General features: G+C 66.5%; 11 protein-coding genes, 1 tRNA gene and 1 other RNA gene. 7 read left to right on the top strand and 6 right to left on the bottom strand.

The genetic code is table 11. The annotated features are described in order from the left end of the window. Positions 1 to 9: 9 nt before the first annotated feature. The 3 genes from V3B64_RS12220 to V3B64_RS12210 are packed head-to-tail and all read left to right on the top strand — an operon-like array spanning position 10 to position 3,399. The gene (locus tag V3B64_RS12220; RefSeq protein ID WP_032127771.1) at positions 10 to 933 is read left to right on the top strand and encodes a DUF58 domain-containing protein; all 924 of its coding nucleotides are present in this window, start codon (positions 10 to 12) and stop codon (positions 931 to 933) included. Continuing rightward, positions 926 to 2,875, top strand: a complete 1,950-nt coding sequence (locus V3B64_RS12215) for a DUF3488 and transglutaminase-like domain-containing protein (RefSeq protein ID WP_149908909.1) — start codon at positions 926 to 928, stop codon at positions 2,873 to 2,875. Before V3B64_RS12220 ends, V3B64_RS12215 begins: the two co-directional genes overlap by 8 nt. Further along, entirely contained in the window at positions 2,872 to 3,399 is a 528-nt protein-coding gene (locus tag V3B64_RS12210; protein WP_032127773.1) for a Slp family lipoprotein, read from the top strand. Before V3B64_RS12215 ends, V3B64_RS12210 begins: the two co-directional genes overlap by 4 nt. 98 nt (positions 3,400 to 3,497) lie before the next feature. On the opposite strand, the gene V3B64_RS12205 is transcribed toward V3B64_RS12210, so the two are convergent. The 4 genes from V3B64_RS12205 to dnaX all read right to left on the bottom strand — a co-directional run bounded on the left by V3B64_RS12205 (position 3,498) and on the right by dnaX (position 7,028). Further along, positions 3,498 to 3,857 carry a histidine triad nucleotide-binding protein gene (locus tag V3B64_RS12205; RefSeq protein ID WP_014646179.1) on the bottom strand — a complete coding sequence of 120 codons (360 nt, stop codon included), beginning with the start codon at positions 3,855 to 3,857 and terminating at the stop codon, positions 3,498 to 3,500. 66 nt (positions 3,858 to 3,923) lie between these two features. Further along, entirely contained in the window at positions 3,924 to 4,523 is a 600-nt protein-coding gene (recR, locus tag V3B64_RS12200; protein ID WP_032127775.1) for a recombination mediator RecR, read from the bottom strand. A 141-nt stretch (positions 4,524 to 4,664) separates the two neighbouring features. After that, positions 4,665 to 4,985, bottom strand: a complete 321-nt coding sequence (locus V3B64_RS12195) for a YbaB/EbfC family nucleoid-associated protein (RefSeq protein ID WP_004154630.1) — start codon at positions 4,983 to 4,985, stop codon at positions 4,665 to 4,667. A gap of 6 nt (positions 4,986 to 4,991) precedes the next feature. Then, entirely contained in the window at positions 4,992 to 7,028 is a 2,037-nt protein-coding gene (gene dnaX / locus V3B64_RS12190; protein WP_329914192.1) for a DNA polymerase III subunit gamma/tau, read from the bottom strand. A 162-nt stretch (positions 7,029 to 7,190) separates the two neighbouring features. Between dnaX and V3B64_RS12185 the strand changes: the two genes are divergently transcribed. The 3 genes from V3B64_RS12185 (at position 7,191) to V3B64_RS12175 (ending at position 9,565) form a co-directional block, all read left to right on the top strand. After that, positions 7,191 to 7,283: transfer RNA gene (locus tag V3B64_RS12185), tRNA-Ser, on the top strand. Between the two features lie 656 nt (positions 7,284 to 7,939). After that, positions 7,940 to 9,046, top strand: a complete 1,107-nt coding sequence (locus V3B64_RS12180; protein ID WP_182267334.1) for a DUF3667 domain-containing protein — start codon at positions 7,940 to 7,942, stop codon at positions 9,044 to 9,046. A gap of 75 nt (positions 9,047 to 9,121) precedes the next feature. Next, positions 9,122 to 9,565 carry a GNAT family N-acetyltransferase gene (locus V3B64_RS12175; RefSeq protein ID WP_329914191.1) on the top strand — a complete coding sequence of 148 codons (444 nt, stop codon included), beginning with the start codon at positions 9,122 to 9,124 and terminating at the stop codon, positions 9,563 to 9,565. Between the two features lie 57 nt (positions 9,566 to 9,622). Here V3B64_RS12175 and V3B64_RS12170 read toward each other — a convergent pair whose 3' ends face one another. After that, on the bottom strand, positions 9,623 to 20,524 hold the full coding sequence (locus V3B64_RS12170) for an autotransporter-associated beta strand repeat-containing protein (RefSeq protein ID WP_329914190.1): 10,902 nt from the start codon (positions 20,522 to 20,524) through the stop codon (positions 9,623 to 9,625). Positions 20,525 to 20,882: 358 nt separating this feature from the next. Next, positions 20,883 to 21,200 carry a quaternary ammonium compound efflux SMR transporter SugE gene (gene sugE / locus V3B64_RS12165; protein ID WP_010483859.1) on the bottom strand — a complete coding sequence of 106 codons (318 nt, stop codon included), beginning with the start codon at positions 21,198 to 21,200 and terminating at the stop codon, positions 20,883 to 20,885. Positions 21,201 to 21,500: 300 nt separating this feature from the next. Between sugE and ffs the strand changes: the two genes are divergently transcribed. Continuing rightward, positions 21,501 to 21,597, top strand: an RNA gene (gene ffs, locus V3B64_RS12160) — signal recognition particle sRNA small type. The last annotated feature ends 63 nt before the right edge of the window (positions 21,598 to 21,660 follow it).

The following is a 21,660-nucleotide window of genomic DNA, read 5'->3' as shown; positions in this document are numbered from 1 at the left end:
TGGGCACGCATGCAGCTGCTGGCTCGGCCACGCAGGCCCGAAGCCTTGCCGAGGCGGCTGGACCGCCATCGCATCTATGTGCTGCCCACCCGCTTCGGCCTGTTCGTTGCCACCCTGCTGGCGGCCATGCTGCTGGGCGCACTGAACTACAACAACAACCCGGCGCTGCTGCTGGCCCTGCTGCTCGCGGCAGCAGCAATCGCCAGTGCCATTGCCGCGCATCTCCAGTTGTCCGGCGTGCAGATCGATGCGATCTCCGCCGAGCCGGTAGCGGCCGGGCAACCATTGCGTCTGCGCGTGGACCTCTCACTGCGTGACCCGCGTGCGCGGCACGGCCTTCATCTGCAGCTGGGTGACAGCAACGCCTGGACCTCGCTGCCTGCGCACGGCCGTGGCGAAGTGGAACTGGACGTTCCCAGCGAACGCCGTGGCTGGCTGGAACTGCCGCGCATCCGACTGTCCACCACCCAGCCGCTGGGCCTGGTGCGGGCGTGGTCGTGGGTGTGGCCGGAACAGCCGCTGCTGGTCTACCCGCTGGCCGAAGCCGTGGCGCCTGCACTGCCGGAGAGCGGCAGCGATCCGCTGCACACCCGCGCCCATGCCAGCGGCGAGGAACTGCATCAGCTGCGCCCCTACCGGGCCGGCGATGCGCCGCGCAGCATTTCCTGGAAGCACTCGGCACGCCGCGACAGCCTGCTGGTGCGCGAGTACGAAAAGCCGGTCGGCATCGAAGTGATCCTCGACTGGCGCTCGTTGGCGCCGTTGGGCCATGAAGCACGCATCGCTCGATTGGCGCGCTGGGTGGATGTGGCAGAGCGCGAGGGCCGCCGCTACACCCTGCTGCTGCCTGCACACCCGCCGTTCGGGCCCGGTCAGGGCGCCAGCCACCATCACCTGTGCCTGCGCGCGCTGGCGCTGATGCCGCATGACTGAGACCCCGGCCCTGCTCGACCGCAATGCCCGCAACTGGACCCTGGCCAGCGCGGCGCTGGCCTTGTTGCCGTTGCTGCTGCAGCTGCCGCCACTGCTGGCTGGTGTGATCGCGCTGGCGGCGATCATCACCGCCGCCCTGTCGTGGCGGACAGTGTTGCCGATGCCGGTACGCCTGCTGCTGGTGCTGGGCATGCTCGGCGCCATCGTCTGGCAGATGGGCATGGTGCGCCCCGGGCGCGATACCGGTTGCGCACTGCTGGCCGCGATGCTGGCGATCAAGTCCAGCGAGCTGCGCAGCCTGCGTGATGCCCGCAGCCTGCTCGGCTTCGCGCTGTTCTCGCCCTTTGCAGCATTCCTGCTCGACCAGGGGCCGCTGACAACCGCGCTGGCCGCGCTGGCCGGGGGCAGCGCACTGATCGCGCTGCAACGCCTGGCCCAGGATGAAGGTCATGCCGGCCGCCTGCCACTGCGCGGGCAGCTGCATGGTGTCGGCCGCCTGTTGGCGATCGGCCTGCCGCTGGCATTGGCCTGCTTCTGGCTGTTCCCGCGCCTGGCCACACCACTGTGGGGTGTTCCCGAGCGCGCCGTGGGTACACCGGGGTTGTCCGACAGCATGGAGCCCGGCCAGTGGTTGGACCTGATGGCCGACGACAGCCCCGCGCTGCGCGTGCAGTTCTTCGGCACTCCACCCGAGCCGGCGCAGCGTTACTGGCGCGGCCCTGTACTGACAGCCTTCGATGGACGGCGCTGGACACGCGACCGCGCCAGCGCGCGGCGGCCTGCTGCGGTGGTTGAAGCAAGTACACAGGGCTGGGATTACCAGATCGACTACGAGCCGACCGACCGCCGCCAGCTGGTGGCGCTGGACCTGCCCAGCCGCGCGCCTGCAGGCAGCATGCTGGATGCGGACATGAGCCTGAGCAGCGAACGCCCGCTGGCCTCGCTCAGCCGCTGGCGGTTGCATTCGGCCCCTCCCCTGCGTTTCGACAGCACGCTGTCGCCCTATCTGCGCCGCGCGACGCTGCAGCTGCCAACCGGCTTCAACCCGCGCACCGCCACGTTGGCGCAGCAATGGCGACAGGAGGCTGGCAGCGATGACGAGGCCATCGTGCGCCGCGCGCTGCAGTGGATCACCACCGACTTCTCGTACACGCTGGACACCCCTGCGGCGGGACGCGACCCGATCGACGAGTTCCTGTTCGGCTACAAGGCCGGCTTCTGTGAACACTTCAGCTCGGCCTTCGTGGTGCTGATGCGCAACGCCGGCGTCCCGGCGCGGGTGGTGACCGGTTTCGCCGGCGGCACCCGCAACCGCATCGGCGACTACTGGGTAGTGCGGCGAATGGATGCCCACGCCTGGGCCGAGGTGTGGCTGCCGCAGCGCGGCTGGGTCCGGGTCGACCCGACCGCAGCCGTGGCACCGGAACGCATCCTGGACACACTGGATGACCGCCTGCAGGCCGGCACGGACACGCCACTGCAGCAGCGTTGGCTGCAGCTGGGCCAGCTGGGCGACTGGCTGCGCCGCGGCTGGAACGACCTGGTGCTGTCGTTCGATGCGCGCCGCCAGCAACAGCTGCTCAAGCCGTTCGGGCTGGACGATCTGGGCCCCGGGCAGCTGGTCGCTGGCTTCGTGGTGGCCGCACTGCTGGCGCTGGCGTGGATGGCCTGGCTGCTGGCCCGTGGCGAGCGCGAACGCGACCCTCTGCTGCGCGCCTGGCACCGGCTCGGACGGCGCTACGCCCGCCTCGGCCTGGCCCGTGAACCGCACGAAACCGCCCAGGACTGGGCACAGCGCGTACACCGGCAGCGTCCTGACCCGGCCCTGCTCGCGCTCAGCCAGCGTTTCGCTGATGCGCGTTACGCTGGAACTTGCACCGACCTCGCTTCATTATTGCGGGACCTGCGCAGGCATCGCCCGACTTCCGGAGCCTCCCCATGAACACCAAGTTCCTTCTCACCGCTGTGGCCACGCTGGCCCTGTCGGCCTGCGCCACGGCCCCCAAGCCGCTGCAGGGACAGTTCAGCCTGGTCTCCCCTCGCGATTCAGTCGCTACCCAGCAGGTCGGCACGCCGGTCCGTTGGGGCGGTCGCATCATCGAAACCAAGCCCGGCCAGGGCGAGACCTGCTTCCAGATCATCTCGCGCCCGCTCAATGGCAGTGGCCGCCCGAACACCACTTCGTCCGATGCCAGCGACGGTCGTTTCATCGCCTGCCGTGCCGGCTTCTACGACCCGGCGGTGTTCGAAGCCGGTCGTGACGTGACCTTCATCGGCAAGATCGACGGCTACCAGAACACCCGCATCGGCGAATACGACTACCGCCTGCCGAAGCTGTCGGCTGATGTGATCTACCTGTGGCCGGAACAGCGTCAGGTCGACGTGGTGCCCTATCCCTATGGCCCGTGGGGCCCGAGCCCGTATGGCCCGTACTGGGGCGGCTATGGTCGCTGGGGCTGGTGGTGATCATCAGCGCACAGGCATGACGGAAAAGGCCGCCCTCGGGCGGCCTTTTCCATCCACGCCGGGATACGGTAGATCCACGCCATGCGTGGATAGGGGCTTCAACGCCCCGGGGTACCGAAGTGCCCCAGCGGCGCACCGGCCAGCAGGTGCATGTGGATATGGAACACGGTCTGCCCGGCATCCTCGCGGCAGTTCATCACGATGCGGTAGCCGTCCTGAGCAAAGCCCTCGCGGCGCGCGTACTCGGCGGCAGCCAGCGCCAGCTTGCCGATCAGGTGCGCCTGCGACGGCTGCAGGTCATCCAGGGTCGGAATGATCTCGTTCTTCGGAATGAACAGCACGTGCACCGGCGCCTGCGGTGCGATGTCCTTGAAGCCCAGCACCTCGTCATCCTCGTAGACGATGGTGGCCGGGATCTCGCGACGGATGATCTTGCTGAAGAGGGTTTCGTTGCTCATGGTCGGCCTCGGCGGGGATGTCTCCCGCATTGTAGGCCGCCCGCGCCCGGCCATGCCGGCCGTTGCTCAATCGCGGAATTCGCTGCGCGTCCCGAACGCGTGCGACAGCGTGCCACGATCGACGTATTCCAGTTCACCGCCCAGCGGCAGGCCCTGCGCCAGGCGGCTGGGCTGCACCTTGCGCGCGCGCGCCAGCTGCGCCAGGTAATGCGCGGTGGCCTCCCCCTCCACAGTGGCGCTGGTGGCGATGATCAGCTCCTGCACCTCGCCTTCGGCCAGCCGCCGCTCCAGCTGCTCCAGGCCCAGCTCGCGCGGGCCGATGCCATCGAGCGGCGACAGCCGGCCCTGCAGCACGAAGTAGACACCGCGGAAGCCGGTGGCGTTCTCGATGGCCAGGCGGTCGGCCGGTGATTCGACCACGCACAGCTGGCTGCGCTCGCGGCTGCTGTTGGCACAGGTCGGGCACAACTCGGTTTCGCTGAAATCGCGGCATTGCGCGCAGTGGCCGATGCGCTCCACCGCCAGCGCCAGGGTTTCGGCCAGGCGCTGGCCACCTTCGCGCTCGCGCTCGAGCAGGTGGTAGGCCATGCGCTGCGCCGTCTTCTGGCCCACGCCAGGCAGCACCCGCAGTGCGTCGATCAATTGTTCAAGCAGGGGTGCGGACACGGCGGCAGGCTTTCATTGCGTCGAGCAGGCTCGACGGCTGTTTGTAGAGTCGAGCCATGCTCGACTGAAGGTTGGAGCAGTCGAGCAAGCTCGACTCTACGGGATCCGTGGCACCCGGTTACACGGGTGCCACGCTGAAAATCAGAACGGCAGCTTCATGCCCGGCGGCAGCTGCATGCCGGCGGTGGCCGAACCCATCTTCGACTTCGACTCGGCATCGATCTTGTTCGAGGCATCGTTGAAGGCGGCGGCGATCAGGTCTTCCAGCATCTCCGGGTCGCTGGCCAGCGACGGGTCGATGCGCACCTTGCGGCATTCCTTGGCGCCGGTCAGGGTCACGCTGACCATGCCGCCACCGGCGCTGCCGGTCACTTCGATCTTGGCGATTTCTTCCTGGGCCTTCTGCAGGTTTTCCTGCATCTTCTGGGCCTGCTGCATCAGTTGGGCGATGTTGCCGCGCATAGTGTCTTACTCGTCAAAAGAACGGATGGAATCGGAAACAACCCGGGCGCCGTGCTGTTGGATCAGCACCTGCACTTCCGGATCGTCCATGAAAACAGCCTCTGCCACCTGCTGCCGCTCGCCACGCTGGCGATCGGCACGCTGGTGCAGGGTCTCGGCCGGAACGTGTTCGGTTTCCACGGTCTCGACCACGATCTTCGGCGCTTGGCCGAGGGCCTTCTCCAGCATCTCGCCCAGGGCGGCCAGCGCGCGCTCCGAGCGCAGATATTCAAATCCGGGCGAAAGACCCAGTTTCAAGGTCCCGTGCTGGCAACTGATGAAGGCGGCGTTGGCGGCCAACTGCCGCGACGGGCCGCTCAGGCCACTGTTGGCGACCAGATCCAGCCAATCCTCGGCGCTGGCCAGATCGCTGACACCTTCCTGCGGCACGGCATCACGTGCCGGGGCCGGCTCGGCCGGCGCGATGGCAATGCCTTCAGTGCGGAACGGGCGCTCGGGCGGCGCAGGCTCGCTGGGAGCCGCGACGGGAGCTGGCGGTTCATGCCAGGGCGCCACCATGGCGGCGTCCGGCCCAGCCATCTCGGCCGCCAGCGCCTCGTCACGCGCCTCGGCTTCGTCGGTGGCCCACGGCGGCAGGTCGTCGCCCGCTTCGGCTTCAACGGATGCCGGTGCCGCTGCTTCGGCCTTCACCGGCGGCGGTGACACGGGCTCTTCCACCGGAACCGGCTCGGGCTCCGGGGTCGGGTCCGGTTCGGGTCGTGGGGCCGGCTCAGGTTCGGGTTCAGGTTCGCGCGGCGCGGCCTGCGCCGGAGCGGCCACCTGCGCTACTACGGCCGGGCTTGCCGAAGTGGCGGCAGCCGCCGGTGTCGCTTCGTGGGTACCCGTACCGCTGCCACCACCGGCAGCATTGCCACCCGGCGCATTGCCTGCACCATCCACCGACTTCGGCACCGGCGGGACCGCCGCGGCCGGGCGGAACGCCAGCATGCGCAGCACAGCCATTTCAAAGCCCGCGCGCGGGCTAGGCGCCAGCGGCAGGTCGCGACGGCCGTTCAAGGCCATCTGATACCAGAGCTGCACCACTTCCGGACGCAGGCGTTCGGCGAACACCGTCGCATCCAGGCCTTCGGCAGCCGCTGCGGCACCCGGTACCAGCTGCTGCACCTGGATGCGATGCAGGCCTTCGGCCAGCGCTTCCAGCACGCCGCTCCAGTCCGGCGAGAACTCCGCCAGCGCAGCCACTACCTGCAACAGGCGCGGACCATCGCCTTCGGCCAGCGCATCGAGCATCGCTGCCACCTGGGTGCGGTCGACCGTGCCCAGCATGGTGCGCACTACGTCCTCGCGCAGCGCGCCGCCGGCGTAGGCGATCGCCTGGTCCAGCAGCGACAGGCCGTCACGCAGGCTGCCGTCGGCGGCCTTGGCCAGCTGCACGATGGCGCTGCCGTCGGCCTCGATTTCCTCAGCCGCCAGGATGCGGGTCATCTGGCCCTGGATCTGATCCTCGTCCAGGCGCTTGAGGTTGAACTGCAGGCAGCGGCTGAGCACGGTGACCGGCAGCTTCTGCGGGTCGGTGGTGGCCAGCAGGAACTTCACGTGCTCCGGCGGCTCTTCCAGCGTCTTCAGCAGCGCGTTGAACGCCGCCTTGGACAGCATGTGCACTTCGTCGATCAGGTAGACCTTGTACTTGCCACGCGAGGGCATGTACTGCGCGTTCTCGATCACCTCGCGCACGTCATCCACACCGGTGTTGGACGCGGCGTCGATTTCCAGCAGGTCGATGTAGCGGCCAGCGTCGATGTCCAGGCAGGCCGCGCACTGGCCGCATGGGTCTGCGCTGGTGCCCTGCTCGCAGTTCAGCGACTTGGCGAAGATGCGCGCGATGGTGGTCTTGCCCACGCCGCGGGTGCCGGTGAACAGGAACGCGTGGTGGACCCGGCCGCTGTCCAGCGCGTTGCTGAGCGCACGGACCACGTGTTCCTGGCCCACCAGCTCGGCAAAACGCTTCGGACGCCACTTGCGGGCAAGGACGAGATAGGACATCAGGCCACCGTTTTCCATCGGATGTTCCATTGTGCCATGCCTGTCCAGCCCCCTCGCCTCCGGCACGTCCTTCGCAGGTTCCTGACCGGGGTGCTTGTGAAGTGTCGCGCAGCCCGCTAGAATCTGCGCCCCTGCTGAGGCGTTTGCCGATGGCAGGGATCCGGAGAGGTGTCCGAGTGGTTGAAGGAGCACGCCTGGAAAGTGTGTAAGCGTCTAAACCGCGCTTCGGGGGTTCGAATCCCCCTCTCTCCGCCAGACAAACGCAAAAGGGCCGCCCACAGGGTGGCCCTTTTGCGTTTGTCTGGCGGATGGGATGGGTGGTGAGAAGCCACGCCGGGGTTCGACGGTTCTGCAGGAGCAGAACCGGACCGCCGCAGGCGGGTCCCGAGGCGCAACGCGCATCGGGATCGGGTGCATGGATGCACACGACAATCCCCCTCTCTCCGCCAGATAACTGAAAAAGGCTGCCCCCAGGGGCGGCCTTTTTCAGTTATCTGGCGCGGGACGCGAAGTGCGCTGCGCGCGCTTCGCCCCAAACGTTGCTGCGCAACCTTTGGGCCCCTCCCTTTGCCAGCCTCTCCCCGCCCCTGTCGGGGGCAGCCCCTCAACAGAGGGGCTTGTTCCTCCAGATGCGCGACATGCACGGACAGATCACCGCAGGCGGGTCCCGAGGCGCAACGCGCATCGGGATCGGGTGCATGGATGCACACGACAGTCCCCCTCTCTCCGCCCCTGTTGGGGCAGCCCCTCAACAGAGGGACTTGTTCCTCCAGATCCATCAGTAGATCCACGCCACGCGTGGATGCTTTTGATCGCCTTACGCACGCTCGTTGGCACTCCAAAACAAAGCTGAACGAAACCTGAAAATTCGCTATCGTAGGCGCCTTCATCCGACGCCTGGCCCTTTGCCCATGAGTTCGACCGACAGCGCTCACGCCGACTGCGAGAACTGCAACACCGCCCTGCAGGGCCACTACTGCCATCGCTGCGGGCAATCGGCGCACAACCCGCTCAAGCACGTGGGCCACGCCATTGAAGAAGTGTTCGAATCCTTCTGGCACCTGGACGGGCGCATCTTCCGCACGCTGCGCGATCTCTGGGTTCCCGGCCGCATCACGCAGAACTACCTCAAGGGCCGCCGGGTCGGATACGTGCAGCCTTTGCGGCTGTTCGTCATCCTCACCCTGTTTACGTTCTTCATCGGCAAACTGTTCGTGCACGTCGACGACATCCGCATGGGCGGAGGCGATTCGCTGTATGCCAAGTCCATCACCGTTGAACAGGTCGAGGCCGCACGCGCGAAACAGCTGACGATGATCGATCAACAGCAGGCCAGCTCACCTGCTACCGGCAACGCCGGCTTCGCCATGGCCAGAGCGGCGGTGAATGCGGCAGCCGCACAGCGTAAAGCCGAGCTCACCGGCACCAGCAAGGAGGTCGCCACGACCGAGCCCGGCACCTTCTTCAACCACACCGTCAACGGCAAACCGTGGGACGCTGACACCAACCCCATCGTGGTGGCCGGCTGGCCCCGGTTCGCCAACAACTGGCTCAACAAGCGCCTGCACAACGGCAACGCCAACATCCAGCGCATGGGGGGCAAGACCGATCTGTACATGCAGGCGATCCTGACCGCATTGCCCGGTGCCCTGTTCTTCCTGATGCCGGTGTTCGCGCTGGTTCTGCGCATCGCCTACGTGCCACGGCAGATGGGGTATCTGGAACATCTGGTGGTGGCGCTGTACAGCCACTGCTGGCTGATGATGGTGCTGCTGGCAACCTTCCTCATCGCCGGCATCAGCAGCGCGCTCGCATCCCCCGCCTTCGCCGCCGCCAGCCAATGGCTGTATGCCCTGCTGTGGCTGGCGGTCCCGGTCTATCTGCTGTGGATGCAGCAACGCGTGTATGGCGGCAACAAGGCGCTGACCGTGTTGCGCTACCTTGCCATCGGCGGCGTCTACCTGTTCCTGGTGAGCTTCGTGGTGATGTATGCGGTGCTGGCGGGAATCTCGGCCTGAGGGATACACGCACGGCATCCGGCCCATGAATCCACGTGTAGCGTGGATCTACTGACGATCGTCTATCGTGGGCCCATGAACCTCCGCCTCTACCGCCCCGCAGATGCCAGCGCCTGCCTGTCGATTTTCGACAGCAACGTGCCCACCTACTTCGCGCCCGAAGAGCGCAGCGACTTTGAACGCTTCCTGCGTGAGCAGGCCATGGACTGCGCCTTCCAGGTGATCGAGCGCGACCACTGCGTCGTTGCCTGTGGTGGCCTGTCGCGCCGCGGCGATGGCAGCGCCGGTTTCTGTTGGGGCATGGTGCAGCGCGCGCTGCACCGGCATGGACTGGGCCGCGAACTGGCGCTGGCGCGCCTGCGCCAGGCCGAAGTGGATCCCTCGATCAATCGCGTCACGCTCAGTACCAGCCAACACACCCAAGGCTTCTATTCCGGTCTCGGCTTCCAGGTGACACGTGTGGTGCCCGATGGCCACGGCGCCGGGATCGACGCTGTGGAAATGGAGCGGGAGCTCTAGCGCTCCCGCCCCGGTGCCATCCACGCCCGCCGTGGTTCTACCGCTGGCCCGCTCCCCTCAGAAGCCCACGCGCAGGTTGATCTGCCCGCCGACATCGCGGCGACCGTCGCCGTGCTGGCCCTGCACGAACATCGACAGCTGGCTGTTGCGGCCGAGCCCAACCGCCACGCCCAGCTGGCTGACCAGCGCGTTGCGTGCCATCACCGCGCTGTACACATCGAACGCATTGCCGCCGACCGCGAAGCGGTTGCGGCTGGCCACGTCGGTGTCACCCGAAGCATGCTGCCAGCCGAGGCCGACCGTCAGCTGTGCAGGGAAGCGCTCGCCGCTGCCCACGTCCCAGCGGCCGCGCACACCCACGGTGCTGACATTGAGCGTGTCCTTGCCGCCTTCCAGCTCCAGCGCAGCAGTGCCGCCCTGCTCCACCGCGCGATCACTGTCGACCCAGTGCTTGGTGAACTGCACGTACGGCTGCAGCTGGGTCCTGCCGTGGGTCCAGGTCCAGCTGCCCTCCACCTGGGCGATGGTCACATCCGAGTCCTGGCGGCTGTACAGGGTCTGGCCCAGCAGCGGCACCTCACGTGTGGTGCGCGTGCGGTAGTCGCCGCGCGACACGCTGCCACCGACCGCAAAGCCGTTGTTCCACTGGCCCTGCGCATACAGGCCGAAGGTGTTGCCACGCAGGCGGGCGCGCGAGCTGCGATCGTACAGGCGCGTATCCAGCCGTTCGTTGCCGGCCGCTGCACCCAGCACCACGTGCTCGCCCAGCTGCCAGTCCACGCCGGCCATCAGCGCATTGCGGTTGGAGCGGATGTCGTCGCCGTTGCCATCACCATCCTGCCTGAACACCTTGCCGCTGCCGGCCAGCCAGGCCGAGGCACGCTCACCGCGCACGGTCGGCAGCTCACTGCCCAGGCGCTGGCGGATACCCTCTTCCAGGTAATTGTCGTACAACAGCACCGCACGGCTGGCCGCATGCACTTCACCGGACAGCTGGTCGAAGGCCGCGCGCGCGGTACCCGCGTCATAGATCAACACCGTGTTGTACAGCCCCAGTGCCGAGCCACTCTGCGGCAGGCTGTCCAGCGCCGCAGCGGTGTTGTACTGGTTGCGCGTCTTCGCCGCCGTGGTGAAGGCTGCGGTCTGCGCCACATCGATCTGCAGGTTGGCCGTGTTCGCCGTGTAGACCGGGGTGATGGTCAGGAAGGCCGACGGCGTCTTCGCCGAAGCGAACTGCCCGCTCACGCCACCGGCCGCGTTGACCACGGTGTACTGCTGGCCCTGCTGATAGCTGGTGCTCGGCGAGATGGTGTTCACCTGCACGTTGCTGCCACCCACGTTGGCACTGCCGCCCACCTGCACCGTGTCGCTGCCGGTGGCACCCAGATCGATGCCCAGCGTGCTGCCCGGCGCCAAGGTCAGGTTGCCACCCACCGTGATCGTGCCGGTGCCATTGCCCGCACCGCTGCCATTGCCTGGGCCATTACCCGGCGACAGCACACCGCCACTGGATACCGTCACGCCACCACCGGTACCCCCGATGGTGCCGGTGCCGGACAGCGTGGTACCGCTGCCGATGGTCCACTGGCCGCCGATGTTGCCGGTGACATTCAGGCCACCGCCGGTGACCTGGCCGGTGCCGCTGAAACCACCACTGTTGCCGCCGAGATTCAGCCCGCCCGGGCCGGCCTGCACGATGCTGCCACCTCCGCTGATGGTGCCACCCAGCGTGGTGCTGCCACCGGTGTTGATGATCAGCCCACCGTTGTTGGTGATGTTGCCGGTGATCGAGCCACTGGCGCCGCCATTGCCAACCTGCACCGTGCCACCGGCGTTGATGGTGGTGCCGCCGGTGTAGGTGTTGTTGCCGGTCAGGGTGATGGTGCCAGCGCCGGCCTGGGTCAGGCCACCGCTGCCGCTGATGGTGCCGCCAACGGTGGTATTGCCACCGACGTTGAACACCAGGCTGCCGTTGTTGCTGACGTTGCCGGCAATCGATCCGCTCGCGCCGCCGTTGCCGACCTGCAGCGTGCCGCCGGTGTTGATGGTGGTGCCGCCGGTATAGGTGTTGTTGCCGCCCAGGATCAGCGTGCCGCTGCCGGCCTGGGTCAGGCCACCGCTGCCGCTGATGGCGCCGCCGACGGTGGTGTTGCCACCCACGTTGAAGATCAGGCTGCCGTTGTTGGTGACGCTGCCGCCAATCGCACCGGTCGCGCCGCCATTGCCCACCTGCAGGGTGCCACCGGCAGTGATGGTGGTCGGGCCGGTGTAGGTGTTGTTGCCGGTCACGGTCAGTGTGCCGCTGCCGGCCTGGGTCAGGCCACCGCTGCCGCTGATGGTGCCGCCCAGCGTGGTGTTGCCCGCGACGTTGGACACAAGCGTGCCGTTGTTGGTGATGTCGCCGACGATCGAGCCGGTCGCACCACCATTGCCCAGCTGCAGCGTGCCGCCGGCATTGATGGTGGTACCGCCGGTGTAGGTGTTGGTGCCGGTCAGCACCAGCGAGCCACTGCCCGCCTGGGTCAGGCCACCCGCACCACTGATGGTGCCTCCCAGCAGGGTGTTGCCCGCGACGTTGGAGATCAGCGAACCATTGTTGGTGATGTCGCCAGCGATCGAACCGGTCGCTCCACCATTGCCCACCTGCAGCGTGCCACCGGTATTGATGATGGTGCCGCCGGTGTAGGTGTTGTTGCCGACCAGCGTCAGCACGCCGGCACCGGCCTGGGTCAGGCCACCGCTGCCACTGATCGCGCCGCCGACCGTGGTGTTGCCCGCCACGTCGAACACCAGGCTGCCGTTGTTGGCGACATTACCGGTGATCGCACCGGTCGCACCGCCATTGCCGACCTGCAGCGTGCCACCGGCATTGATGGTGGTGCCGCCGGTATAGGTGTTGTTGCCGGTCAGCACCAGCGTGCCAGCGCCGGCCTGGGTCAGGCCACCACTGCCGCTGATGGTGCCGCCCAGCGTGGTGTTGCCCGCCACGTTGGACACCAGCGCGCCGTTGTTGGTGATGTCGCCGACGATCGCGCCGGTCGCACCACCGTTGCCCACCTGCAACGTGCCGCCGGCATTGATGGTGGTACCGCCGGTATAGGTGTTGTTGCCGGTCAGCACCAGCGTTCCGCTGCCAGCCTGGGTCAGGCCACCGCCACCGCTGACCACACCGCCTACGGTTGCGGTGGTGCCCAGGTTGTAGACCAGGCTGCCGTTGTTGGTGATGTCGCCCAGCACCGAACCGGTGCTGCCGCCGTTGCCGATCTGCAGCGTGCTGCCACCATTGATGGTGGTGCCGCCGGTATAGACGTTGTCACCGCTCAGGGTCAGCGTGCCGGTGCCGCTTTGCACCAGGCCACCGGTGCCACTGAGCACACCGCCGAAGGTGGTGCTGCCGTTGTTGCCGCCGGTGGTCAGGGTCGCACCACCCAGCACCACGCTGGATCCGGCTACACCGGCCAGGCCACCAATGCTCTGGTTGCCACCGGCACTGATGTCCAGCGTACCGGCACCGGTCAGATTGACCGTGCTCGCACCCGACAGGCTGCCACCGGCCGCCACCGCCAGCGTGCCGCTGTTGATGGTGGTGTTACCGGTGTAGGTGCTGGCACCGCCCAGGGTGACCGTTGCTGCGCCATCCTTGAGCAGGCCGCCAGCGCCGCTGATAGGGCCGTTCAAGGTCAGCGCGTTGCTGCCGGCAAGGGTCAGCGTGCCGCTGGCCAGCTGCACGGTATTGGCCAGGGTCAGCGCGCTGGTGCCGTCCAGGCTGGCATTGCCGCCCACGGTCAGCGTGCCGGTTCCCAGTGCATTGTTGTTACCCAAGGCAAGGCCACCGGCGTTGAGTGCCACGCCACCGCTGAAGGTATTGCTGCCGGTCAGGCCCTGGATGCCTGCACCATTCTTCACCAGGCCACCGGTACCGGTAATGTCACCAGCGAAGGTCGTGTTTCCTACGCCATTGAGGGTCAGCGTGCTGCCGCCGAGCGCAACCGTACTGCCGGTAACACCCGCCAGTGATCCGATGCTCTGCGCGCCACCGGCAGAAATATCGAACGCTGTTCCGGCGTTGGCCAGTGTCACCGCGCCATTCGCTGCCAGGCTTCCTCCGGCGCCAATCGCCAGCGTGCCCGCATTGATGGTGGTGCCACCAGTGAAGGTATTGGCACCGGTCAGGGTCTGGGTGCCGGTGCCTTCCTTGATCAGCCCACCGGTACCCCCCACCGAACCACTGAACGTGCCATTGACGGGACCACCAATGGTCAAGGTGTTGCCGCCCAGGTTCACCGTGCCGTTGCCGATCAGGGTACCGAACTGCTGCGTGCCGCTGCCCGCCGACAGATCGAAGGTCGCACCACTGGCCAGGTTGACGATGCCACTGGCATTCAAGCTCGCGCCGGCACCCAATGCCAACGTACCGGCATTGATGAAGGTGCCACCGGTATAGGTATTGGCACCGTTCAAGGTCAGCGTTGCCGCGCCCTCCTTGGTCAGCGAGCCGGTGCCACTCAGGCTGCCGTTGAGGGTGAGGTTGTTGCTGCCGAGTACGGTCAGCCCGGCGTTGAGGACGAAGTTGTTGGCCAACGTCACCGCAGTGTTCGAATCGAGCGTACCGTTGCCACCCACCGTTACCGCCCCGGTGCCGAGAGCGGCATCGTTGCCGACCACCAGGCCGCCTGCATTGAGCGTTACACCGCCACTGAAGGTGCTGGCGCCGTTGAGGGTCTGCACGCCTGCGCCGTTCTTGACGAGGCCACCATTGCCGGTGATCGCACCGTTGAACGTGCTGTCTACCGTACCGCCCAGGGTCAGCGCACTGCCCCCCAGCGCCACGGTGCTGCCGGCCACACCGGCAAGCGAACCGATGCTCTGGTTGCCCGCAGAGATGTCGAGCGTACCGGTACCGGCCAGGTTCACCGCGCCGGTTGCGGCGAGGCTGCCACCGGCACCGATCGCCAGCGTGCCGCTGTTGATGGTGGTGCCTCCGGTGTAGGTATTCGCACCGGTCAGGGTCACGGTGGCCGCACCGTTCTTGATCAGGCCACCGGTACCGGAAACGATGCCGCCCAGGGTCAGTGCATTGCTGCCCAGCAGGTTGAGGTTGGCACCTGATGCCAGCGTGATGTTGTTGGCCAGGTTGGCCGCGGTCGAAGCATCCAGCGTAGCGCTGGCCCCCACCGTCAGCGCACCGGTGCCGAGCGCGGCGCTGTTGCCGACCACCAGGCCGCCGCCATTGAGCGCCAGGCCGCCACTGAACAGGTTGGCGCCGCCCAGCGTGAGGATGCCGGTGCCGTTCTTGACCAGGCCACCGGTGCCGGAAATCGCGCCGTCGAACACGCTGTTGCCGTTGCCGCCGAGGATCAGCGACTGCGCGCCCAGAGTGACCGTGGAGCCGGTCACGCCGGCCAACGAACCAATGGTCTGGCTGGCACCGGACGTCGAGATGTCGAAGCCGGTTCCCGCTGCGGTAAGTGTCACTGCACCGGTGGCCGCCAGGCTGCCGCCCGGACCGATCGCCAGTGTGCCGGCATTGATGAAGGTGCCGCCGGTGTAGGTGTTGGCACCGGTCAACGTCTCGATGCCCGCACCGACCTTGGTCAGGCCACCCGTACCTGCGATAGAGCCACTGAAGGTGCCATTGGTCGCCCCGCCGACTTCGATCGAATTGGCGCCCAGGTTGACCGTACCGTTGCCGACCAGGGTGCCGAACACCTGCGTGCCACTGCCGGCCGACAGATCCAGCGTCGCGCCGGTGGCGAGGTTCACGGTACCGCTCGCCGCCAGGCTGGCACCGGCACCCAGCGCCAGTGTGCCGGCGTTGATGTTGGTACCACCGGTATAGGAGTTGATACCGTTCAAGGTCAGCGTTGCGCCACCATCCTTGGTCAGGCTGCCGGTACCGGAAATCACCCCGTTGAGCGTCAGCGCATTGGTGCCCAGTACGGTCAGGCCTGCGTTGAGCGCGATGTTGTTGGTCAGTGCTGCCAGGCCGGTGGTGTCCAGCGTGGCGGCCCCGCCGACGGTGAGCGCGCCAGAGCCCAGCGCCGCGTCATCGCCGAGCACCAGCCCGCCTGCATTGAGCGTCACGCCGCCGCCAAACGTGTTGGCACCGGACAGCGTCTGTACGCCGGCGCCCACTTTCACCAGGCCGCCGCCGCCACTGATCACGCCATCGAACGCAGCGTTGCTGGCGGTTCCGAACGTCAATGAGTTTCCGCCCAGCGCCAGCGTGCTTCCGCCCGCACCGTTGAGCGCGCCGATGGTCTGGCTGCTGCCGGCACCGGAGATATCGAAGCCAGCGCCTGCGCCCAGCGTGACATCACCCGCCGCGGCAAGGCTGCCACCTGTTCCCAGTGCCAGCGTACCGGCGTTGATGGTGGTACCGCCGGTATAGGTGTTGGCACCAGACAGCGTCAGCGTGGTGGCACCGTTCTTGATCAGGCTGCCGTTGCCATCGATCACACCCGACAGCGTCAGCGCATTGCTGCCCGGCAATGTCAGTGCAACACCCGAGCCCAGCGTGACCGCATTGCCGAGCGTCGCTGCAGCACCTGCATCCAGCGTGGTGCTGGCATTCACCGCCAGCGTGCCGGAACCGAGTGCGCCGTTCGCGCCGACCACCAGGCCACCACCGTTCAAGGTCAGGCCGCCACCGAAGGTATTGGTGTTGTTGAGCGTCAGCAGGCCTGCACCGTTCTTGATCAGGCTGCCGCTGCCGGCCACCACGCCTGCAAGGGTGAGATCGCTGCTGCCGCCCAGCGTCAGCTGCGTACCCCCACCGAAGTTCACGGCGTTGGCCAGATTCAGTGCCGTCGTTCCGTCCAGGCTGACGTTGCCGCCGATGCCCAGCGTGCCCGTGCCCAGCGCCCCCGAATTCCCGAGGATCAGGCCACCTGCATCAAGCGCGACACCGCCACTGAAGGTATTGGCACCGGACAGCGTCTGCACGCCAGCACCGACCTTGATCAGCCCACCGCTGCCATCGATGACACCGGCAAAGCTGCCATTGCTGGCGCCACCGAAAGTAAGGGTCTGCGTGCCCAATGCCACATGGCTGCCTGCCACGCCGTTCAACGCGCCAATGGTCTGCCCGGCACCCGCTGCGGAGATGTCCAGCGTCGCGCCGGCACCGGCGAGGTCCACCGCACCGATGGCGGCAAGACTGCCACCCGCGCCGAGTGCCAGCGTACCTGCGTTGACCGTGGCGCCACCGAGGAAGGTATTGGCACCGGACAAGGTCAGCGTCGAGGCGCCGTCCTTGATCAGGCCACCGGCACCACTCACCACACCGCTCAGAGTGAGATTGCTGCTGCCCGGCAGGGTCAGCGTATTGGCGCCCAGGTTCACTGCATTGACCAGCGAAACCGAGGCGCTCGCATCCAGAGAAACATTGCCGCCGATGTTCAGTGCACCGGTACCCAACGCACCGTTGGCGCCGACCGACAGACCGCCCGCGTTCAGCGCCAGACCACCACTGAAGGTGTTGCTGTTGTTCAACGACAGCACGCCAGTGCCGGTCTTGATCAGGCCACCGGTGCCGGTGATCAGTCCGCCCAGAGCAACATTCTCATTGCTGGTCAGGCTCAGCTGCGCACCGGCATCGAGATCGATGGCATTGCCCAGGTTCAATGCCACCGTACTGCCCAGGGTCGCGTTCGCGCCCACGGCAAGCAGCCCGGTTCCCAGCGCGCCAGCGTTGCCCAGCATCAGGCCACTGCCGTTGAGCGTCAGCCCACCGGCGAAGTTGTTGGCGCCGTTGAGCGTGAGCGTGCTGGCGCCGTTCTTGACCAGGCCACCGGCTCCGGAAACCACCCCGCCAAGCGTGATCGCCTGCGAACCCGGCAGCGACAACACGGCCCCACTGCCCAGAGTGACATTGTTGACCAGGTTCAACGCCGTGCTGCCATCGAGCGATGCATTGCCACCCACGCTCAATGCGCCCGTCCCGAGTGCACCGCTGTTGCCCAGCAGCAGGCTGCCGGCATTGAGGTTCAGGCCGCCGCTGAATGCATTGGTGCCGTTCAAGGTCAGCAGCGAGGCACCGTTCTTGGTCAGGCTGCCGGTGCCGGTGATGTTGCCGCCCAGGGTGAGGTTCTGGCTGCCCGGCAACGTCAACGCCGCCCCCAGATTGATGGCATTGGCCAAGTTCAATGCAGCGCTGCCATCGAGCGAACTGTTGCCGCTGACCGTCAACGCCCCGCTGCCGATTGCACTGTTGTTGCCCAGTAGCAGGCCGCCCGCCGTCAGATTCACGCCGCCGCTGAAGGTGTTGGTGCCGCTGAGCGTCTGCGTGCCCGTTCCCTGCTTGACCAGGCCACCGGTACCGCCGATCACGCCGCCGAATGCCTGGTTGGTGGCATCACCGAAGGTGAGCGTGCTGCCGCCCAGCGAGAGGATGCTGCCTGCCGCACCGGACAGCGCACCGATGGTCTGGTTGGCGCCGAGCGAGATGTCCAGTTCGGCGCCGGCTCCCGCCAGGCTCACCGCCCCGGTGGCCGCCAGACTGCCGCCACTGGCCAGTGCCACCTTTCCTGCGTTTACGTTCAGACCGCCGGTGAATGCGTTGGCCCCACCCAGCGTAAGCGTGGAGGCGCCGTTCTTGACCAGGCTGCCGGTACCACCGATCACGCCGCCCAGCGTCAGCGCGTTGGAGCCCAGCACGTTGAGCGAACCACCCACCCCCAGGTTGATGCCGTTGCCCACGGTCAGTGCCGAGCTGGCATCAAGCGTCACCGCGCCACCGACATTCAATGCGCCGGTTCCCAGCGCACCGCCGTTGCCGAGCACCAGTCCTCCAGCCGTGAGCGACAGCCCTCCACCAAACGTGTTGGCGTTGTTGAGGGTCAGGGTGGCCGCGCCGTTCTTGACCAGGCTGCCGGAGCCACCGATCACGCCGTTGAAGGTCAATGCCTGGTTCCCGGACAGATTGAGGATGCTGCCCGCGCCCAGATTGACCGCGTTGGTGAGAGCGAGCGCCCCGGTGCCATCGAGAGACACGTTGCCGCCAACACTAAGTGTTCCAGTACCCAGCGCGCCTGCATTGCCCAGCAGCAGGCCACCGCCGTTGAGCGTGACGCCATCTGTGAAGGTATTGGCGCCCGACAGGGTCTGGGTACCCGTGCCGACCTTGACCAGCGCGCCGCCGACACCGCCGATGACGCCGGAGAAGCTGGTGCTGGTGTTCAAGCCACCCAACGTGAGGCTGCGCGCGCCAAGGTTGAGCGCACCGGATCCGGCGAGTGAGCCGATGGTCTGGCTGGCCGCAACCGAGAGATCGAGGTTGGTACCTGCGCTCAGCGAGATCGCACTTGTCGGCGACAGACTGCCACCGGCGCCCAATGCCAGCGCACCACCGGTGACCGCGAAGGAGCCCGTAAGCAGGTTGGCACCATTCAAGGTGAGGGTACCCGGACCCGCCTTGACCAGGTCGCCAGCGCCGGAGATCGAACCATTCAGGCCCAGCGCGTTGCTGCCCAGCAGGTTGAGCGTGCCGCCACCGTTGATGACGAGGTTGTTGCCCAGATTGAAGTTGGCCGAGGTATCCAGCGAAGCGTTGCCACCGACGGTCAGATTGCCGCTGCCGAGCGCACCGGCATTGCCGAGCACCAGGCCGCCAGCATTGAGGTTGACGCCACCGCTGAACAGGTTCGCACCGCCCAGGGTGACGATGCCGGTGTTGTTGACCGTCAGCCCACCAGCGCCTGAAAGCACTCCGCCCAGACCGAATGCATTGGTTCCGGACAGAGACAGATTGCCACCGAGGCTGAAAGCGTTGGCCAGGTTCAGACCGGCCGTGGAGGACGCGATGGCACCGCCGCTGGCGGTGAACAGCCCTGTGCCGAAGGAACCGGCATTGTTGAAATTGATCAGACCATCATTGAGTGTGGTCGTACCTGCACCAGCCCACGCACCCTGCAGGTTCCAGGTACCGCTGTTGACGGTGAGCCTCTGGAAGTTGATGTACTGGTTCCAGCCCAGCGTGGTCACCGCCCCACCGGTACCGCTGCCCGGGCCGGTTGGGCTGTTCTGCAGCACCAGCCTGTTGTTGGACGCCGAACCACCGTCGACGATGCCGGCCGCGGCCAGATTCACCGCAAGCACGCCGACCTGTCCAGCGACGCCGATACCGGCGGTATTGACGCTGGAACCAGACACGGCGGTGAAGGTGTTGCCGGTGACCGAACTACCCAGGTTCACGCTGCCGTTGATGGTTCCCGCATTGAGGAAGGTATTGCCGGCCCCCGCCGTGGCCGAGCCTTGGAACCCTATGCGGCCGGTAATGGTGCCGGTGTTGTTGAGATTGGTCTGCGCACCACCGTAGCTGACGATCGATGCCGCATCGGCCGTGGTCAACAGGCCTGCGCCAAGGATCGACATGTCCACATTGCCGGCGTTGATGATGTTGCTGACACCGCCGGAAGCGTTCTGCATCACCAGCGCCTGTCCACCGAAACCGAGAATGGAGCCGATATTGACCAGGCCTTTGATCGCCCCGCCCGCCTGGTTGTTGACGTTGATGGTGTTTCCACCGACGGTGTTGTTACCCAGCACCATGCCCGACGCCGCCAGGCTCAGGCCACCGTTGAGGGTGGGATCGATCGTGCCCTGGTTGTTCACGGTGATGCCGTTACCGCTCAAATTCACGGCACTTCCGCCAACGATCGGCGGCACGCTGAGCACAGCGCCGGTCTGGATATCCAGCGTCACGCCATTGATGCTGTTGGCCAGCGAATTGGTATTAGAGCCAGTCGCGCAGGTCACCGTGGTGCCTGCGGTAGTGCACGCCGCGAACGCCGAACCACTGGCCAGCGTGGCCGCCAATGCCACCGCCAACTGGTGCGCCCGCAATCGCGGCACCCACCCTGCGCAGACCGCGCTTCCGCCGGGATTCTGGGTGACCTCCGAAGCAACCTGCATTACGCCGAGGGCGCGATTGAAAACCAGACGGTAAATGCGGTTCATCGGTAAATCTCCATGAAAAGACCGGATGGCACTGCAGGCAGGTTTTTTTGAAGACAATGCGGCCCACCCCGGCTCCCGACACGGGAACAAGGCCTGGCGTCATTAACTTCTGAAAATCTTCACATCTTCACGCGACCGCACCTGGGACAGGCAGGCCAACGTGTCCGCCAAGGCGAAAACTCCCCGATTTCGCATGACGAATGGCGGCACTGTGCGGCCGATGGCGCCAGCGGCATGTGAATCACGCGCGTTATTTTCATGACGCACGTCAAATAAAACGGGCGGACAAAATGGTTTTGCCGAAAATGCATATACCTGCAGCAGGCGGAAATTCCTTTCTCCGCCCAAATAAATGCATTCAGCTGCTCGAGAGTTTCATCAGCACCAGGCCGGAAACGATCAGCACCGCCGCACCGATCCGCATCGGGCTGACCTGCTCACCGAGGAAGACGATGCCGACCACGAACGCACCGACCGCGCCGATGCCGGTCCAGATCGTGTAGGCGGTGCCCAGCGGCAGGCTGCGCATGGCCACCGCCAGCAGCCAGAAGCTGGCGATCATGCCGATGATGGTGACCACGGTAGGGGTGAGCTTGGTGAAGCCTTCGGACTGCTTCATGGACACGGCCCAGACGATTTCCAGCAGGCCGGCGAACAACAGATAGATCCAGGCCATGACAGCCCTCCTCTTGGTAGGGCCAGGCCGTCCTGGTCATTGATTCCCGATGTGGGGGAGGTCGTTCCTCCTGGCCGGCATTCTAGCAACACCGGTCGGCGCGGGGCGTTGCCGGCAGACGCGGGTTACAGCCGATTCAGTGCACGAAGCTGGCGTCGATGTACCTGCCTGCGCTATAGTTGCCGTCTGCCATCGGCCAGCCGATGTGTAGTCCGGCTGTGGTCTCCGGCGCATCGCGCGCTGCTTCCCCTGATCCGTGAACCGGCCGCCCACTGGGCGGCCAACGTCTCTATGGTGGCCCCGTCGGCCCCTCGCGACGCTAGGTCGAAAATCCCGCCAGGGCCGGAAGGCAGCAACGGTATCGATCGACGCGGGCGCCGAGGTCAGCCGGCGGGGCCATCGCCTTTTCGGGCGTGGCCCCACTTCTGGTAGCTGCCAGCCTTGGCTGGCGCCCTTCACC

The sequence above is a fragment of the Stenotrophomonas sp. SMYL86 genome, from assembly GCF_036320025.1.
GTDB classification, from domain to species: Bacteria; Pseudomonadota; Gammaproteobacteria; order Xanthomonadales; family Xanthomonadaceae; genus Stenotrophomonas; species Stenotrophomonas maltophilia_A.
Note: the sequence above shows the minus strand (reverse complement) of the source record. Positions and strands in the feature narration are given on the sequence as shown.

Excerpts from the sequence above, each read along its gene's own strand:
- V3B64_RS12215 (WP_149908909.1), top strand. The coding sequence starts at position 926 with ATGACTGAGACCCCGGCCCTGCTCGACCGCAATGCCCGCAACTGGACC.
- V3B64_RS12170 (WP_329914190.1), bottom strand. The coding sequence starts at position 20,524 with ATGAACCGCATTTACCGTCTGGTTTTCAATCGCGCCCTCGGCGTAATG.
- sugE (WP_010483859.1), bottom strand. The coding sequence starts at position 21,200 with ATGGCCTGGATCTATCTGTTGTTCGCCGGCCTGCTGGAAATCGTCTGG.
- V3B64_RS12180 (WP_182267334.1), top strand. The coding sequence starts at position 7,940 with ATGAGTTCGACCGACAGCGCTCACGCCGACTGCGAGAACTGCAACACC.
- V3B64_RS12205 (WP_014646179.1), bottom strand. The coding sequence starts at position 3,857 with ATGAGCAACGAAACCCTCTTCAGCAAGATCATCCGTCGCGAGATCCCG.
- dnaX (WP_329914192.1), bottom strand. The coding sequence starts at position 7,028 with ATGTCCTATCTCGTCCTTGCCCGCAAGTGGCGTCCGAAGCGTTTTGCC.
- V3B64_RS12220 (WP_032127771.1), top strand. The coding sequence starts at position 10 with ATGCAGCTGCTGGCTCGGCCACGCAGGCCCGAAGCCTTGCCGAGGCGG.
- V3B64_RS12210 (WP_032127773.1), top strand. The coding sequence starts at position 2,872 with ATGAACACCAAGTTCCTTCTCACCGCTGTGGCCACGCTGGCCCTGTCG.
- V3B64_RS12195 (WP_004154630.1), bottom strand. The coding sequence starts at position 4,985 with ATGCGCGGCAACATCGCCCAACTGATGCAGCAGGCCCAGAAGATGCAG.
- V3B64_RS12175 (WP_329914191.1), top strand. The coding sequence starts at position 9,122 with ATGAACCTCCGCCTCTACCGCCCCGCAGATGCCAGCGCCTGCCTGTCG.